The sequence below is a fragment of the Jeotgalibacillus sp. R-1-5s-1 genome, from assembly GCF_004405105.1.
Taxonomy (GTDB): domain Bacteria; phylum Bacillota; class Bacilli; order Bacillales; family Jeotgalibacillaceae; genus Jeotgalibacillus.
This window is the reverse complement of record NZ_SORW01000044.1, coordinates 143790-158689: the sequence shown is the minus strand read 5'-3', so window position 1 is coordinate 158689 and position 14900 is coordinate 143790. Positions and strand designations below refer to the sequence as shown.

General features: G+C 43.1%; 18 protein-coding genes. 6 read left to right on the top strand and 12 right to left on the bottom strand.

Annotated elements, in window-relative coordinates:
* Positions 1 to 83 precede the first annotated feature (83 nt).
* A complete protein-coding gene (locus E2491_RS13555) occupies positions 84 to 1664 on the top strand; it encodes a glutathione ABC transporter substrate-binding protein (protein WP_134376153.1) in 1581 nt (526 codons plus the stop codon).
* A gap of 318 nt (positions 1665 to 1982) precedes the next feature.
* Here the strand turns inward: E2491_RS13555 and E2491_RS13550 are convergent, their stop codons facing one another.
* The 5 genes from E2491_RS13550 to E2491_RS13530 form a co-directional block, all read right to left on the bottom strand.
* The gene (locus E2491_RS13550; RefSeq protein WP_134376152.1) at positions 1983 to 2501 is read right to left on the bottom strand and encodes a hypothetical protein; all 519 of its coding nucleotides are present in this window, start codon (positions 2499 to 2501) and stop codon (positions 1983 to 1985) included.
* Between the two features lie 108 nt (positions 2502 to 2609).
* Positions 2610 to 3263, bottom strand: a complete 654-nt coding sequence (locus E2491_RS13545; RefSeq protein WP_134376151.1) for an SDR family oxidoreductase — start codon at positions 3261 to 3263, stop codon at positions 2610 to 2612.
* A gap of 361 nt (positions 3264 to 3624) precedes the next feature.
* Entirely contained in the window at positions 3625 to 4728 is a 1104-nt protein-coding gene (locus E2491_RS13540; RefSeq protein WP_134376150.1) for a hypothetical protein, read from the bottom strand.
* Positions 4718 to 5236 carry a sigma-70 family RNA polymerase sigma factor gene (locus tag E2491_RS13535; protein ID WP_134376149.1) on the bottom strand — a complete coding sequence of 173 codons (519 nt, stop codon included), beginning with the start codon at positions 5234 to 5236 and terminating at the stop codon, positions 4718 to 4720. Before E2491_RS13535 ends, E2491_RS13540 begins: the two co-directional genes overlap by 11 nt.
* Before the next feature lie 97 nt (positions 5237 to 5333).
* A complete protein-coding gene (locus E2491_RS13530) occupies positions 5334 to 5972 on the bottom strand; it encodes a GNAT family N-acetyltransferase (protein WP_134376148.1) in 639 nt (212 codons plus the stop codon).
* Between the two features lie 235 nt (positions 5973 to 6207).
* Here E2491_RS13530 and E2491_RS13525 point away from each other — a divergent pair, with 235 nt between their 5' ends.
* The gene (locus E2491_RS13525; protein WP_166805889.1) at positions 6208 to 6795 is read left to right on the top strand and encodes a hypothetical protein; all 588 of its coding nucleotides are present in this window, start codon (positions 6208 to 6210) and stop codon (positions 6793 to 6795) included.
* 484 nt (positions 6796 to 7279) lie between these two features.
* On the opposite strand, the gene E2491_RS13520 is transcribed toward E2491_RS13525, so the two are convergent.
* The 3 genes from E2491_RS13520 to E2491_RS13510 are packed head-to-tail and all read right to left on the bottom strand — an operon-like array spanning position 7280 to position 8682.
* Complete coding sequence (locus E2491_RS13520; protein WP_134376146.1) at positions 7280 to 7573, bottom strand: putative quinol monooxygenase; 294 nt, start codon at positions 7571 to 7573, stop codon at positions 7280 to 7282.
* 22 nt (positions 7574 to 7595) lie between these two features.
* Positions 7596 to 8231 carry a nitroreductase family protein gene (locus E2491_RS13515; RefSeq protein WP_134376145.1) on the bottom strand — a complete coding sequence of 212 codons (636 nt, stop codon included), beginning with the start codon at positions 8229 to 8231 and terminating at the stop codon, positions 7596 to 7598.
* Complete coding sequence (locus tag E2491_RS13510) at positions 8224 to 8682, bottom strand: MarR family winged helix-turn-helix transcriptional regulator (RefSeq protein ID WP_134376144.1); 459 nt, start codon at positions 8680 to 8682, stop codon at positions 8224 to 8226. The genes E2491_RS13515 and E2491_RS13510 overlap by 8 nt, the downstream gene beginning before the upstream one ends.
* Positions 8683 to 8869: 187 nt before the next feature.
* Here E2491_RS13510 and E2491_RS13505 point away from each other — a divergent pair, with 187 nt between their 5' ends.
* A complete protein-coding gene (locus E2491_RS13505) occupies positions 8870 to 9724 on the top strand; it encodes an MBL fold metallo-hydrolase (protein WP_134376143.1) in 855 nt (284 codons plus the stop codon).
* Positions 9725 to 9747: 23 nt separating this feature from the next.
* On the opposite strand, the gene E2491_RS13500 is transcribed toward E2491_RS13505, so the two are convergent.
* The gene (locus E2491_RS13500; RefSeq protein WP_134376142.1) at positions 9748 to 10236 is read right to left on the bottom strand and encodes an STAS domain-containing protein; all 489 of its coding nucleotides are present in this window, start codon (positions 10234 to 10236) and stop codon (positions 9748 to 9750) included.
* Between the two features lie 177 nt (positions 10237 to 10413).
* On the opposite strand from E2491_RS13500, the gene E2491_RS13495 reads away from it, so the two are divergent.
* Positions 10414 to 11517, top strand: coding sequence for a Fic family protein (locus tag E2491_RS13495; protein ID WP_166805888.1), 1104 nt, complete (start codon positions 10414 to 10416; stop codon positions 11515 to 11517).
* Positions 11518 to 11541: 24 nt separating this feature from the next.
* Entirely contained in the window at positions 11542 to 11883 is a 342-nt protein-coding gene (locus E2491_RS13490) for an NIPSNAP family protein (protein ID WP_134376140.1), read from the top strand.
* Positions 11884 to 11915: 32 nt separating this feature from the next.
* Here E2491_RS13490 and E2491_RS13485 read toward each other — a convergent pair whose 3' ends face one another.
* Positions 11916 to 12386 (bottom strand): GNAT family N-acetyltransferase, encoded by a 471-nt coding sequence (locus tag E2491_RS13485; RefSeq protein ID WP_134376139.1) that lies wholly within the window; start codon positions 12384 to 12386, stop codon positions 11916 to 11918.
* Between the two features lie 168 nt (positions 12387 to 12554).
* Here E2491_RS13485 and E2491_RS13480 point away from each other — a divergent pair, with 168 nt between their 5' ends.
* The gene (locus tag E2491_RS13480; RefSeq protein WP_134376138.1) at positions 12555 to 13418 is read left to right on the top strand and encodes a LysR family transcriptional regulator; all 864 of its coding nucleotides are present in this window, start codon (positions 12555 to 12557) and stop codon (positions 13416 to 13418) included.
* Between the two features lie 283 nt (positions 13419 to 13701).
* On the opposite strand, the gene E2491_RS13475 is transcribed toward E2491_RS13480, so the two are convergent.
* Both E2491_RS13475 and E2491_RS13470 read right to left on the bottom strand, forming a co-directional pair.
* On the bottom strand, positions 13702 to 13983 hold the full coding sequence (locus E2491_RS13475; RefSeq protein ID WP_244093959.1) for a putative quinol monooxygenase: 282 nt from the start codon (positions 13981 to 13983) through the stop codon (positions 13702 to 13704).
* Positions 13984 to 14043: 60 nt separating this feature from the next.
* Complete coding sequence (locus E2491_RS13470; protein WP_134376137.1) at positions 14044 to 14709, bottom strand: type 1 glutamine amidotransferase domain-containing protein; 666 nt, start codon at positions 14707 to 14709, stop codon at positions 14044 to 14046.
* Positions 14710 to 14900 lie beyond the last annotated feature (191 nt).

Genomic DNA, 14900 nt, shown 5'->3' with positions numbered 1-14900 from the left:
TTTCACAGCAAAACCATGATTATAATTTCAATTATTAGAATTTTCGTAACACTAAATAAATTTCAGATCAGGAGGAGTGCTACATGAAAAAAGCGTGGATTTTTACAGCAATGATCTTATTAACTCTTGTCTTATCAGCATGTGCAGGTGGAAGTGAATCGTCCTCTTCTGAAGGATCATCCTCAGATGGTAGTGGCGAGCTTGTGATTGCCACACTATCAGATGCAGTGTCTATGGATGTTCATTTAACAAACGATATCCCGTCTGCCAATATGCAGATTCAGGTGTATGAACGCCTCGTGACCCAGGATGAAAATGCTGAAATTCAGCCGGCTCTTGCAGAATCCTGGGAAACAATTGATGATGTAACGTGGGAATTTAAGCTTCGTGAAGGTGTAGAGTTTCATGACGAAACCCCTTTTAACGCGGAGGCTGTAAAAGCGAACTTTGATCGTATTTTAGATGAGGAAATCGGTTCTCCACGGGCGGTTCAGTTTGAAATGGTCGAAAGCGTCGAGGTTGTGGATGATTATACGGTTCGCTTTAACTTGAGCTACCCATTTGCTCCACTTTTAGCGAACCTGTCAAACGTTGGCGGCTCAATTGTGAGTCCGGCGTCTATCGAGGCAGACTATGAAGCGGTGGCAAACGGCGAACAGCCTGGCACGTATGTGAATAATAACCCTGCCGGAACCGGCTTCTTAAAATTTGATAGCTGGACGCCGGGTGAGGAAATGATTTTAGTAAAAAATGAAGACTACTGGGATGGTGCGGTTGACTACGATTCTGTGAAATTTCAGATTGTGCCTGAAGGTTCAACGCGTGTCGCCAATCTTGAAACAGGGTATGCCCATATCATTGATCCACTCGCGCCAAATGAAGCAGCACGTGTCGAACAGCTTGAAAATGCTTCTTTGACAACACAGGACAGCGTTGGATTGAACTATATCGGATTCAATTTAGAAAAAGAGCCGTTTAACGATGTCCGCGTAAGACAGGCGATCTCAATGGCGATCAATAAAGAGGAAATCATCAACGGCATTTATGACGGTTACGGAACGGTCGCGACAGGTCCACTTGCGCCGCCGGTACCAAACGCTGCTAATGACCTGCCGGGTCTCGAATATGATGTGGAGCAGGCAAAGGCATTGCTTGCAGAAGCCGGCTATGAAAATGGTTTTGACACAACAATCTGGACCAATGACAACCCGGAGCGCGAAAATATCGCGGTTGCCGTACAGGACGCCCTTTCACAAATCGGCGTAAATGTGGAGGTTGAAGTGTTGGAGTGGGGTGCTTACCTCGACCAGACAGCACAGGGTAATCACGACATGTTCATTCTCGGATGGTCCAACCAGAATGCGAACGCAGATAACGGACTGTATTCACTATTCCACTCATCTCAAATTGGTTCAGCAGGAAACCGTTTTATGCTGCGCGATGAAGAGATCGATGCCAACCTTGAAGAAGCCAGACAAACGAATGATGAAGCTGTGCAGGCTCAACTATACCGGGATGCACAAGAACGTTTGATTGAGCTCGCACCGATGATTTACCTGCAGCACCAGACTTATCTGGCTGGCCACGCTGACGATGTGGAAGGCTTCTGGATGAACCCAAGCGGCCTTTACCAGCTGAAGGATGTAGTGATTAACGAGTCATAAGGATGAGAGAGCAGGCTCCCTATTGAGGGGGTCTGTTTTTTGAGTGATTGGCCTGGAGGCGGTATGGTCGGGGAGGCGGTCGGGATTCCTTCACTTGCGCGACTTATTCACTCTTTCTGGATTTTTATCCCTTCTTTTCAAAATTTAATTCCCTCGTTTGAAAAATTAATTCCTTCATTAGGGTCCAGGGCCACCATAATCCCTTCATTCAGGTAGCCGAATCCCTTCACTAGATTACTTTATTCCTTCACTCCTAAGCCCGATTCCATCAAAACGTCTCTTCCAGGTTTACTTCACAAAATAGGACAGCCTCATGATCTACTCAAGATCCAGCACGCCCTCATCCATATCAATATACTCAATCAGGTCAACGCCAAATTTTTCGTATGTCACGGCAAGTTCTGTCACATCAAATTCCTCCCGCACATCCGCTCCCTTCACACGAAGGATAATTTGAAAAGGACCTTCCACCTGAAAGCCGTCGACTTCAAGTAACGACTGATCCATGCCAAGTTCGTAAAACAAATCCGCGTCAAGCAAACCCATTGTCATGCTTGGATTGATCAATACTTCAACATGGAAATCCGCTGCTTCCTTTTCCATCGTCAGACCTTTTTGCCGTACTTCAATCCCTTTCAATTCAGGTGACCCGATCCCTTCCCATATAACGTCGTACGCCAGATACATTTCCTTACCCTGATCAAAAACAGTCGGATCATGCATGGAGGAATGACTCGTTTTGGTGAAGCTCCCTGCCTGACTCACATAGTCAAACGTAAACCATCCACTGAAGGACAGCAAAACAATTAAGATCATCACTACTGAAAGCTTCTTCATCCACCGAACCCCCATACCCATTTTCTTGATTTTACCATCATCATCTATACATTCATACAAAAAAACACCCATCCTGTTAGCTTTCAGGATGGGTGTTAGGATGTTCAGTTATAAAGCTTTCACAGCATCGTCAACAGTGGTTTCCCCGCCGACTACCTGAAATTCTTTTCCGATCGTCGAGTCGTTTTGCAGCGTTGCGAGCAACACGCTTGCAACATCCTCACGCGGGATTTCACCGCGTCCAACATTTTCAGCCGCCTGTACTTTACCGGTTGCTGCGTCATTTGTCAGTCCGCCCGGGTGAACAATCGTGTAATCGAGATCTGTTGCACGTAACCAGACGTCCGCGTAATGCTTCGCAACAACATATGGTGCAAATGAGGACGGCACAGACTGAATTTCCTCACGCGTTGTGTCAAACGAGCTGACCATAATATAACGCTTTACGCCTGCTTTTTTAGCCGCTTCAATCGTTTTCACCGCAGCGTCCAAATCAATCAGCATCGTTTTATCATCACCTGTTTTAGGACCTGATCCTGCTGTAAAAACGATGGCATCCGTTCCTTCAGCTGCTTTTGCAATCTCATCAATGTCCGCTTTTTCAAGATCCGTTAATACCGTTTCAGCGCCAAGATCCTCAAAATAAGGAACCTGCTCCTCTTTTCGGATCATCGCCTTTGCCTTGATGTCACTTGTATCCTGAATTTTCGCCACCAGATGTTTCCCTACCTGACCGTTTGCTCCAATCACCAATACTTTCATGTTCGTCACCCTTTCTGTTTTTAAATCAGTGTTAGGTGTATGATAACGCCCAATAAAAGCTGTGTCTAAAGATTCGGGTTGAGGATGTGTTTTGGTGACTTTACTGGTAAAATAAGCATATTACTCCCCAGGCGGTGTTATATGAGAATATCCTTTGGTTTTTTCATCTTATTTATTGGTTGTTTTCTACTTGCTTTAACAATAGACCAGTTTGGCACAACCGGTAATTTATTGCTCAACGTTTTTGCTGTTCTGATCATATGCTTAGGTGGTTACATTTTTCAAAGTCGAGAAAAAAAGGGTTAGAAGGAAAATAAATTGATCCTATTTCGAAAATCAGGTACGTAAGGATCGCCACAACTCATTTTCCCATCACATACACCGATCCGTCCGCACCTTCTCCGTTGAACATAAAATCTCCCCCAACGGTTAACCTTGGCCTGATTAATCTTTCTTCTAAATCAGCCAGTTCTTCAGTCGCGATCGCATTTTTTTCTTCTATTTTAAATAATTGAGCTGAGTCAGTTTCTCGTTTAGCATCCCAAACGGTAAGGAGCAAATACTCGCCAGATATCGCATAGCTCTCAAAAGGAGGCGTATCTATTTCTACGAATGAGTTTGTATTCATATCAACATATCCAAACACCTGACGATTTTTATCATCCAACAACTTCGCGTATATTTTCCCGTCATTTAATTGTACTTCTTGAGCTGTATCAAGCGGTACCTCGTGAAGCAAAATCAAATCCAGCGTATTAATGTCATGGGCTGTAAAACGTGTTTCATTCACATGACCTTTTAATTCTTCGGCAATGACAATAACCTCATTTTCTATAGATACTTTGCTATGGCTGCTTCCTGTCATTTCATGAAATTCTTGCGCTTCGTGTGTATTCAAATCCATTCTGAAGTAAGCCATGTGTTTCCTTTCTGAATCAGGAGCCATATAAATTAAATAATCGTGGCTAATTGCTAATGAGTGATAAGTATCTCCTTCTTGCATCGAAAACACCTTGCCTGTGCTCCGATTTAATACATGAAGCTGTGATTCGAGATCAGTCCACGCAAGCCAGCGATCGTTAATAACCCAATCATAAGACTGATGATCCATATTTGTCAGTATTTTTTTCTCTTCATTCACCACATCGTAAGCAACAATGCCAGTACCATCCGAGAAAACCAATTCATTCATGTTATCTAAGTAAATGGAATTGATTAATTTCCCGTCCTGAACATCAGGAACGGTGATTTTTTGGATACTCAATTCACTTGCTTGCTGAATGGATTGGAAGGCAGGGATCAGAATGACAAGAAGCAACATGGTCATAGCACCAGCTAATAAAGGTTTTACGTTAAAGTTTCGCGAGGGCTGCTGATGAATACGGTGGAGGATTGTTCTCCTTTCATCTTCAGTAAGCCGCACAGAAGACGGAATCGATTGATCCAATTCATGTTTAATACTCATACTCACCCTCCTCTATTGATATTTTCGCGAGCTTCCTTCCCCTTACTAAACGGGTTTTCACTGTGTTAGGCGAGCAGTCCAACACCTCTGCAATATCCTGAATTGATAACTCAATATAATAGAAAAGCCAGAGCACTTCACGGTATTTCACAGGAAGCATATTAATTAGCGACGCGACTGATTCTGCTTGTTCTTTATTTATGTATGATTCCTCAACAGGATCTCCTTTTGTCCATTTTCTAATTTTCTCTACCACATCAATCTTGCGGTAAGACCAGCTTCTTAAATAGTTTTGAGCCTCATTCACAGCAATCCGGTATAAAAATGTTTTAACTGAGGAACGCTTTTCAAACGAATCAAAATGAATATAGAATTTAACAAAAACATCCTGAACAATGTCCTCTGTTTTTTGTAGATCTTTCACATAAGAATAAACGAGACGTTTTAAGTAATCGCCATGCATCTCCATGGCTGCTTTTAAACAGCGCTCTTTTTCACCCAGATCCAATTGATCTCCCCCTTCCTACCCTTTAGACAAAACAGAACGAATCCCGGTTTCAAAAAAAGATAAAATCATCGCGATTTTATCTTTTCATTTCATAAAGTCAAAACTCCTCCGTCACTACATCTTTCAATTCTTCTATAAAATCCTCCGGTGCTTCTGTCAAAATCAGCTGATGAAAGTCCTGTGGAGGCATAGCTTTTTGCAGATAGGGAAGACATTCTTCGAGATGGTTGTCTCTCGTTCCGAAACGTTTATCTGTCAGCAGCTGAAAACCAAAATCAGAATACAGTTTTATCGCACGGAAGCTTTCAGGCTGCGTGTGCAGATAAACAGGATAATCACTGTCACTTAAACTGTCCATGATGATTGTTAACAAAGCTCTGCCTATTCCTTGACCCTCAAGTTCTTTGACTACCTTAAACCAGTGGATGGCAGTGAATTTCCCGTACGCTTTCCAGGTCGCACAGGTTGCGACTGGCTGGTTTTGCTCATTAAAAACAAATAAAGTTTTGTTATAAAACTGTTCTTCATCCTGTAGATACACGCGGTTGAAATAATCCACCATAAATGACCGGTATTCTTTCACCGTAGCCTTATCATCAAAAGGCATTGCCAGCCATGCCTCCATATCCTTTTTTTCCATCGTCCTTACAGTAAAGTTTTCAGGCATTGAGCTGAACGCAGTCCGTTTAACCTCTCTGCAGATCATAAACAGATTTTTTTCCGGCATGCTTTCCATGACGTTTCCCCTCCGATTACACTTTTTCAATCAACTTTACCACATTCAATCCAGCTTGATTGATCTTCTAATTTCAAAGGTGCATAAGCAAATCATGTTTTTACAATCATAAATTGAAATGGAATATTTTCCTCTTTTTAGCATCTGTATCCTCGCGGAATGTTAAAATAGAATAGATATTTACATTTAACAAATTAAGGGGGGGATGATGTTGAAAAAGATGAGGTTCTTGCCGATGATGATTGCCGGGGTATTAACGATTGCAGGTTGTCAGCCTGTTGCCGGCGAACAAATCGATATCGTCTTTAAAACTCCGGAAGAACAACACCAAATGTTAGAGACCTTTACTTATGAAGACTATAAAAATGTATACGATCAAGCCATTGCTGAAGCGAAAACCTATGACACAAATGACTCTCTGAAGAAATTCATCATTTACACGCTCACAGAGGAAGCTCTGTATTATGAAACAGATCTCAATCAGGATCAGGTGATTCAACTGGCCGAACAGCAGAAGGATGAACTGGCAACCTGGATTCGCTTAGCCAGTGAGAAGTATGGTGTGACAGTATCCGATGAGGAGCTGGATGAATTTATTTCACAGGGACCCGATAAGAGCGATCTTCCGGAACACCAGGCATTTGCAGATGCATTGGGGCTGACGCTTGAGGAGCTGAATCATGACTATGAACGGGATTTATACGAAAAAAATCTGATGTGGCTTGAGCTTGAGCAGATTTTAAAGGAGGAATACAAGACGAGCGATCCCCAGCAAATCATTGAGCTGTTCGAAGAAGAGGTACAGAAGGAGTTAGGTAATTAGCACGACCTAAGACTATTAGCTTATTAATGTCGTCCATAGAGCAAATCTTTTTGTCGACCGCACAACCTTTTCTGTTGTAAGCCCACCGATTATTGTCGATATACCTTCAAACTAGATGCGAAACGTCGTTAGCCGGACTTTTTCTGTCACTTGCTGCCTTATTAACGTTGTAAGCAACCTCTTTTTTGTTCTTAGTGCCCACCAAATTGTCGGTACCCTATCATGCAGTGATCTTTTGCAGAACCTTTCTAATTGAAGGCGGCGTATGTTGCCGTGGGCGATCTCACCATTCTTTTTGTCCTAAGCAGCCCAATTTCTGTCGATAGCAAGCTGCTTAATTGTTAATAGCCACCCGATAACCGTCGATCACACATCTAATTTTGTTGACAGCACCCCAGAAACTGTTGATTGAACGAACTCCATCTGCGACAGAATTCAAAACAAGCCGGCAACCACTCACAAATGGTTGCCGGCTTGTTTTGTTTTACTTTATTTCATTCGCATCAAAGCTTCTCACTGTAACAGGGCCTGCCAAAAATTCTGCGGCTTTAGCTGAAAAAGCTTTAAAATGTTCGGCTTCATTGTGCTGTTGAATCGCCTCAACACTTTCCCACATTTCAACCATGGTAAAGTGCGCAGGGTTTTCAACGTCCTGCTTCAAAGAATAAGAGATATTGCCTTCCTCTTTTTGAGATGCTGCAACGAGCGGCTTGACTGCTTCGCGAAAAGCCTGTTCCTTTTCGGGGTTAATCGTTAAATCAGCTAATATGATGATCATGTTTCCGCCTGCTTTCTTTAAATTATTTCCACGTGGCAATTTCTTCGATTGGCAGACGGACAGATGGATAGCCCTTGTCAGCTGCTTTACCGATCGAAATAAGCATGACAGGATAGTAACGGTCTTTATCCATGCCGTATGCTTCTGCAATCTTGTCTTTCTCATAACCGCCAATCGGATTTGTATCATATCCGAATGCACGGGCAGAAAGCATGAGCTGCATTGATACAAGACCTGCGTCGATCAGGTTCATTTCACGCATCGTTTCTTCAGGTACTGCACCAAGCATTTCCTTGATCGCCGGAACCTGTCTGTCTCTCACCTCAGCAGGCATATATCCTTTTTCAACTGCTTCATTGTAAATGTCGTCTGTATAATCAAGGCTGTTCATATCAACAAACACAGCAATGACAGCAGAAGACGTTTCGACCTGTGACTGGTTAAATTTAGCCAGTGGCTTTAACGTTTCCTTCCCTTCCTCACTATCGATCACGACGAATCGCCATGGCTGCAGATTCACAGAAGATGGAGCCAGTGTTGCCTCCTTCAAGATCTCTGTCATCTCTTCTTTGCTGATTTTGACGTTCGGATCGTAATGACGGATCGAACGGCGTCCTGTGATAATTTCCTGGTAGTCGTTAATTTTTGTTTTATTCATGGTTTAAAACTCCTTTTTTTACAGTAATATTCTTTACGTTTTGCTGGATCTTTGTTAACTGGACAGACAGTTGCTGAATGTCCTGTTCAGTAAAGTCTTGAAATACTTTTTCAACAAATTGATGCTTTTCCTGTTTAAATGACTGAATCCTATCGCGCCCGTCTTTTGTTAGACGCACAAGCGTTACCCGATAGTCATCAGGGTTTTTTCTGCGTGAGACCATCCCCTTTAATTCGAGCTGTTTGAGATGTCTCGTAATCGCCGAGTGATCGATACCAGCTTCCCTTTGCAATGCACGCTGGTTAATCTCATCAACTTCGAACAGTACATGCAAAAGGTCAAGCCTTGCCTGACTGATACCGGTACATTGTTCAAACTTTGGGCTCATCCATTTATAAACGTCATTCAACTGATATATGATTTGCGCTTTTTCAGAACAGTCTCTTGCCATCGCATGCGCCTCCACCTAATTCATTGAGGGGTCAATGTTTTCTATACTAATACCCCTTCAATGATTAAAATTCTAATATCGAATAGTTTAAACACATTTAATTGATAGGTCAATGAATTTGCATATTAGACTTTCTTTTCTTTACATCCTTCCCTCAGGTAAACTAAATCAGAGAAAGGATGATCTTATGACACAGCAGTTTATTCACTTATCAGATTCAATCGCCTACCTGACGCCTGTCAGCGAAACAGACCGGCCGATTTTAATGGCTGTCAGAGGGGACCGTCATACACTTTTGATTGATGGGGGAAATTCCGAAGCACATGCGGAGCTGTTTTTACAACATTTAAAAGAAGCGGGGTTTCCTGAACCGACCTTGACCGTTGTGACACACTGGCACTGGGACCACATTTTTGGACTCGCTGCCCTTTCCACCCCGATCATTTCCTCCCGTGATACGAAAAAAGCGATGGAAGAGCTCGTTGACTTCACTTGGGATGATCAGGCGATCGACGAACGGGTCGCTTCAGGTGTTGAAATTGAATTTTGCGCTAAGGCGATCAAGGAGGAATTTCAAAAAGAGCGGGATATCCGTATTGTGCTGCCTGATGTTCTTTTTGCAGATGAACTGACACTCGATTTAGGTGGCATGACCTGTGTACTCAAACAGGTTGGCGGTGATCACGCAGAGGATAGTGTGGTCGTGTATGTAAAAGAAGAAAAGCTTCTCTTTCTGGCGGACTGCACGGCACAGAAAATGTACGCACCGAAATGGTACTATGATGCTGTAAATACAGTGAAGCTTCTGGATACGCTTGATCAATTCGATGCCGAAACGTACGTTTACTCTCATTGGAAGCCGGCTACAAAAGAGGAGTTTCAGAAAGAGGCAACACTTTTACGGACGCTGGCTGAACTCGTTACGAAGTACGAGGGAAATCGTGAGGAAATGGTCAGAGCTCTTGAGGTGCGTCTTGAGAGATCACCTGAGGAAGAAGAGCTTGAAGTACTCGATTATTTCGTCAATGGATGGCATAAATAAAGGCACAGATCCGCTCTGTGCTTTTATTCTCCCTGTAAAGTAAGCTTTAAATTTTTCTTTTGTAACAAGTATTGAAGTCCTGCTTTAAATGAAGAAAAAACCTGCGTTTCTTTGAAGGCCGTGGGGTTCAGCTGAATCAGATACTGAGCCAGTTTCGGAGAAAAACCGACAAAGATCGTCTCCGCTCCCATCATTTTCAGTACATTTACCAGATCATTCATCCGATTACTCAACAGCTGATACTCTCCGCTGCTGTCAAAATCCAGCTCGTCTATTCCTGTAAAATCGATCAATACAGCAGACGTATCCTCCTGATGAATCTTTTCAGCTACCTTCTGCTGAATCTGCAGAAAACGCTCCCCATTCAGTGTGCCATTCAACGGAACCAGAATCGTATTCGGCACAATGGATGGAATAATCGGCGCAGACAGCTCCTTCACCATCCTTTTGTAATCTTCAATTTCACTTTTTAATGCCTCATTTTCAATTCTTAATCTCTCAAACTCGTCCATGATCACCAACCGCCTTAGCATTTAAACTGAAAGTTACGTTTACTATACCCTATTTATTTCGGGGACAATCCTTGTGCTTTTTACGCTATTTATTTTTATAAAAATAGCATTAATGAGTTATTTAGTCTAATATAGAACATAATGATCATAATATTTGCTTTAAAGGAAGGTGATTATATGAAGAAGTCTTATGCGCTTCCTCTACTGCCAATCCATTTCGACCCTGCCACTGAGCTCGGCTTTTATAAACTGGTTGTAGAGGCCTCTTCAAAGCTGGAGAGATTGAAGCAAAAGCTGCGATATTCTCTTGTAAATGATTCGTTCATTCAGCTTCTGACCCTTCATGAATCCGTACAGTCCACCCGAATAGAAGGCACACAGGTCACATTCAGCGAAATGCTTGAGGATACAATTGACGAATCTACTGATTGGGAAAGAACAGAAGTAAGAAATTATCAACGCGCTCTCCATTTGGGCGTGACAACGATCCAGACAGGTTACCCGATTACAGAGCGTCTCATCAGAAATATGCACAAAAAGCTGATGGATAACGCCAGAGGATCTGCCGGTGCAACAGGTGAATACCGCAAAATACAAAATTTTATCGGACCGACTAAACATATAAAAGATGCATCCTATATTCCTCCTGAACCGCATTTAATGGGCGAATACATGGCGAATCTTGAACGCTTTATTAACGGGCATCCCTACACAGAGGAAAAAGATGATGATTTTCATCCTTTAATTAAAACGGCTATTTTGCACGCCCAATTCGAGTCTATTCATCCCTTCCTTGATGGCAACGGACGTCTTGGAAGAATCTTAATCGTTCTTTATATGCTTCAATCGAAATTAATTGATTCTCCATTCTTCTTTCTGAGCGAAGAACTTGAAAAAGAAAAATTCAAGTATTACGCCATGTTAAACGGGGTGAGAGGAATCGGATCAAAAGAGCCTGATTGGAAAAACTGGATTGAATTTTTCCTAAAAGCCGTGATTAAAATGGCTGAACATCAATATGAAAAGCTGGATCAGGCAGAGTTGCTATATGAAGAAGGCTTAAAAAAGATTGACCAGCCCTCTACACGAAAAGTATGGGGTGCACTGTTTACACAGCCGATCGCCACAACTGAGCAACTGCAAAAGCTTACTGGTCTTGCTCCATCGACCATCCGAAAATCAATCAGCCAGCTAGTGCAGCTTTCTATGGTTTTTGGAGACGACAGACAGCGCAACAGACGTTATTATCAATATGATTTAATTCGGATTATGTCTGAATAATTTAGCGGTTAAAGGAGGTCACTTATGTTCTATCGCAGAAAATACTATCTCGTAAAAAATGAATTTGTTGATGATTTCAACGAGCATTTTAATGAAACAAACCTGCCCAATCAGCTTAAAAATGGCTCACGCCTGGTTGGACGCTGGATGAGAAAACAGGATGAGAACCTGACCGAGATCTTTGCTATTTGGGAATACGATCATTATGACCAGTATGTTGAAATTGAAACGCGGATTAAGCAGGATGAGGCACATGTCCAGCGCATTCGCGATTGGTATCAAAAGCACGGCGGGAGAGAATATATTTACAAAGAACTTATTGTCGATGTGAAAAATGAGGCTTTAGAGAGCACGGTCTCACTGTAAAAAAGATCAGGCGCAAACCTGATCTTTTTTATTTATGACTCCGGGAAATATTCCATCGGCTCCGTGGCGCGGTTATAGTCATTCCGCTCGTAATAGTCGACACTGTCTTCACTCGGCCAGACAATCACAAACTCATATCGATGTTCCTTAACCCACTCATGAATGGCCTTAAGCAGCTGACTGCCAATCCCTTTACCTCTGTAGTCAGGCAGCGTATAAACGTTTGTCATAAATACAAACGGATACGTCACCCTGCCAGGACGCGGCACCTTCTCAACCAGCTCCGTGTAAATGTGTGAAAGCACCTTACCTTCCTCTTCTGCCACCCAGATCCACCACTTCTGACCTTCAATCGCGCTCTCTAAAAAAGCCCTGCATTCCTTTTCAAAAACCTGATAGGAAGTATCCTTCACCTTCCCTGTCTCATCATGCTCAATCGTAAAATCCCACCTCATTTTAATGAGTTGCGGGATGTCTTGAGGTTGTGCGGGTCTGATGTTCATGTAAACACTCCTTTTTATGTATCCAGTTATTTTACATAAATAAATGCGAAAAAGATTCATCTGCTCATCAATAAATATATTTATCCGTTATTACATCAAATCTTATTTGTCTTATACCACACCTGCATTTACACTGGATGTAACATTCTTTTGTAAAGGACGGGAACAATGATTGATTTTGAATGGTACAGGAGTTTTATACATGTTTATCAGCAGCGCTCGGTTTCCGCAGCAGCCCGCGTACGCTTTTTGACGCAGCCGGCCATCAGTCAGCATATTGCGGCACTAGAGGCGGAAGTTGGGGAATCTCTTTTCATTCGTGCGCCAAGGGAAATGATTCCCACTGACAAGGGAAAGGAGATTTATACGCAGGTGATTGGGCTGATTGACCGCTTGGAGGAAATTTCATTAGAGGCGAAGCATCAGGCTGGCGCCGATCTGAAACGACCTCTTTTAAAATTTGGCGGTCCGGTTGAATATGTATCAAAGCGCGTGATCCCCAATTTACCTTTGGAGGCTGCACAATTCATCGCGACATTCGGGCTGTCCGATTCTCTGACAGAACGACTCATCAAACGGGAACTGGACTTTATTATTTCTACAAAACGGAGTACGGAATCAGGCGTTCAATATATTCCGATTGAAACAGAACATTTTGTGATTGTGGCACCTGCATCCGTAGATGAACCAGTTGGTGATCTGAATGAATGGCTGGATCAGCAGAGCTGGCTGAGTTTCGGTCTTGAGCTGCCCATTATCCGCCGCTATTATCAGACTCATTTCGGTCAGCGGCCCACGTTCCGCCCAGATCTGATCCTGCCAAATATGGAAGCCATTTTGTCTGGTATTAAAGCAGGCCATGGGATTAGTGTACTGCCATCCTATTTTATAGAAGAGGCTGTATCACACGGACAGGTAAGGGTCATTGCGCCTGAGCGCAGTGCAACTAATGTCATTTATCTGGCCTATCGCACCGAGAGCCGGCATGATCCGATGATCCAGCAGCTGGTTCGTTCTTTGAAAAGTGAGTGATGGAATCCGTTTATGAAAAGAAGGAATCCGCGGGTTGTTGTGAAGGAATCCGACGGGATTTTGAAGGGAAAATGAGTGCTTCAACACGTTGTGAGGGAATTAATTTTTGAAACGAGCGAATCATTTTCCAGAAAGAAGGAATCGAAATTTCAAAAGCCTGAATAACCAGAGTTTATGAGGGAATTCCGTGAACGCGGCCGGGCCTGTATGTTCCAAGCGCACGACTCTCTTCCGCGTCAAACTCAAAACATTCACACAAAAAGAGCAGGAAACCCTGCTCTTTTCATAATTCCTTTAATCGGTGAACCACCCTCGACAATGTATGTGCCGCGCTCTTCTCACGATAGGCGAGATAATGCTCCGAATTCACATGCGCCTCAAAAGCCTCCTGATCCACCCACTTTTCATAAAATACAAAAGTACCTTCGTTTTCTGTTGACTCGTGAAGTGCATAGAGGATACAGCCTGACTCCTGGCGTGAAGGGGCTACCACATCTTGTACAACCTCACGCAGTGCTGCTTCATGGCCTTCTTTCACGGTTAAAACCGCCTGAATAATGATCATCTTAATTCCCCCTCTATTTAACATAAAGCCGGCTCCAATAAGAACCGGCTTTCATGTTGTTTACCCGTTTAACGAATCAATAACAGCTTTCGCTACGCCAACCGTTGATTGTGGATTCTGGCCCGTGATCAGCTTACCGTCCACCTGCACGTTTGCCGTGAAGTTATCGGCTAGCACAACGTTAGCGCCAAGCTCGCGAAGACGTGTTTCAAGCATAAATGGCATATAAATATCCAGCCCTGTCGCACGCTCTTCTTCGTCTGTAAATGTGGCAATCGTTTTGCCTTTTACAAGAGGTGTACCATCTGATAGCGTCGCGCCGACTAATCCAGCAGGACCGTGGCACACAGCGGCAACTGTTTTATCCGCTTCATACAACTCACGAAGGGCACGGCCTAAAGCTTCACTGTCCGGCAAATCAAACATCGTACCGTGTCCACCAGGAAGGAAGATCGCATCATAAGCGCTGAAATTTTCAATTGTTCTTAAATCTACCGTGTCCTCAAGATGTCGCTTTGTATCAAGAATTTCCTCCGGCACATCTCCATCAAGGCTGCGTGCATCAACCGGCGTCTGACCGCCTATCGGACTCGCCACTGTAATGTCATAGCCCTCTCGATTAAATTCCACATACGCTTCACCAAATTCAGAAAGCCAAAGACCTGTCTTATGTCCATCCTTCATTTCAGATGCGTTCGTTAACACCATTAATACTTTTTTCGTCATGATTAATTCCTCCCTGTGATTGAATACAGCTTTATCTTAAGGCGGAATAATCGATAATACAAATTAGAAAAAATGATCTTATCCATAAATATATTTATGGACTTGCAAGATGGAGGGCCGTTCATAGATTAGGTCAAATGACATGATTTTGCGAACAAACGGCAAAATCCTGCGAAACTGCCCCATCATTC

Coding starts and splice junctions, on each gene's coding strand:
- E2491_RS13555 (WP_134376153.1), top strand. CDS start 84: ATGAAAAAAGCGTGGATTTTTACAGCAATGATCTTATTAACTCTTGTC.
- E2491_RS13550 (WP_134376152.1), bottom strand. CDS start 2,501: ATGAAGAAGCTTTCAGTAGTGATGATCTTAATTGTTTTGCTGTCCTTC.
- E2491_RS13545 (WP_134376151.1), bottom strand. CDS start 3,263: ATGAAAGTATTGGTGATTGGAGCAAACGGTCAGGTAGGGAAACATCTG.
- E2491_RS13540 (WP_134376150.1), bottom strand. CDS start 4,728: ATGAGTATTAAACATGAATTGGATCAATCGATTCCGTCTTCTGTGCGG.
- E2491_RS13530 (WP_134376148.1), bottom strand. CDS start 5,972: ATGGAAAGCATGCCGGAAAAAAATCTGTTTATGATCTGCAGAGAGGTT.
- E2491_RS13525 (WP_166805889.1), top strand. CDS start 6,208: ATGATGATTGCCGGGGTATTAACGATTGCAGGTTGTCAGCCTGTTGCC.
- E2491_RS13520 (WP_134376146.1), bottom strand. CDS start 7,573: ATGATCATCATATTAGCTGATTTAACGATTAACCCCGAAAAGGAACAG.
- E2491_RS13515 (WP_134376145.1), bottom strand. CDS start 8,231: ATGAATAAAACAAAAATTAACGACTACCAGGAAATTATCACAGGACGC.
- E2491_RS13510 (WP_134376144.1), bottom strand. CDS start 8,682: ATGGCAAGAGACTGTTCTGAAAAAGCGCAAATCATATATCAGTTGAAT.
- E2491_RS13505 (WP_134376143.1), top strand. CDS start 8,870: ATGACACAGCAGTTTATTCACTTATCAGATTCAATCGCCTACCTGACG.
- E2491_RS13500 (WP_134376142.1), bottom strand. CDS start 10,236: ATGGACGAGTTTGAGAGATTAAGAATTGAAAATGAGGCATTAAAAAGT.
- E2491_RS13495 (WP_166805888.1), top strand. CDS start 10,414: ATGAAGAAGTCTTATGCGCTTCCTCTACTGCCAATCCATTTCGACCCT.
- E2491_RS13490 (WP_134376140.1), top strand. CDS start 11,542: ATGTTCTATCGCAGAAAATACTATCTCGTAAAAAATGAATTTGTTGAT.
- E2491_RS13485 (WP_134376139.1), bottom strand. CDS start 12,386: ATGAACATCAGACCCGCACAACCTCAAGACATCCCGCAACTCATTAAA.
- E2491_RS13480 (WP_134376138.1), top strand. CDS start 12,555: ATGATTGATTTTGAATGGTACAGGAGTTTTATACATGTTTATCAGCAG.
- E2491_RS13475 (WP_244093959.1), bottom strand. CDS start 13,983: ATGATCATTATTCAGGCGGTTTTAACCGTGAAAGAAGGCCATGAAGCA.
- E2491_RS13470 (WP_134376137.1), bottom strand. CDS start 14,709: ATGACGAAAAAAGTATTAATGGTGTTAACGAACGCATCTGAAATGAAG.